Origin of the sequence: Stutzerimonas stutzeri, from assembly GCF_000935215.1 — a bacterium.
Lineage (GTDB): Bacteria > Pseudomonadota > Gammaproteobacteria > Pseudomonadales > Pseudomonadaceae > Stutzerimonas.
Genome location: NZ_JXXD01000294.1, coordinates 1 through 522, shown reverse-complemented (window position 1 = coordinate 522; position 522 = coordinate 1). Strand labels below are relative to the sequence as shown.

The window sequence follows — 522 nt, the reverse complement described above, 5'->3', positions numbered from 1 at the left end:
CTCGCCGATCAACCGCTGGCGCGGCTGATGCTCGAGGTGACCGAACACGCATCGGTACAGGACTACTCGCAGCTGGCCGAGGCACTCGAACCACTGCGCAGCAAGGGGCTACGGCTGGCGGTTGACGATGCCGGCGCCGGTTACGCGAGTTTCCGCCATATCCTCAAACTCAAGCCGGATGTGATCAAGCTCGACAGCAGCCTGATCCGCAATGTCGACAGCGACACCGGCTGCCGCGCGCTGGCCGCCGCGTTGATCCGCTTCGCCGAGGAAACCGGCTGCAAGGTCGTCGCCGAAGGGGTTGAGACCCAGGAGGAACTGGCCATGCTGCGGCGGCTTGAAGTGAACAAGGCGCAGGGCTACCTGATCGGTCGGCCGATGCCATTGCATCACGGGCTCGCCATGAGCCGACAGGCATAGCCGGCGTTGCCGGGGGATGAGCCAGGAGGGTGCCTTCGGGCGGTTTCGATGAACCTTTGTGGTGCGTGGGCAGTCGACTTTATAACGCGGGCGGCAGCGATG

Annotated in this window: 1 protein-coding gene; it reads left to right on the top strand. The window is 64.6% G+C overall.

What is annotated here, in order from left to right; genetic code table 11:
- Window positions 1-420, top strand: a 420-nt coding sequence (locus tag LO50_RS22075; protein WP_044316375.1) for an EAL domain-containing protein, incomplete at its 5' end; no start/stop codon positions are given.
- Between the last annotated feature and the right edge of the window lie 102 nt (window positions 421-522).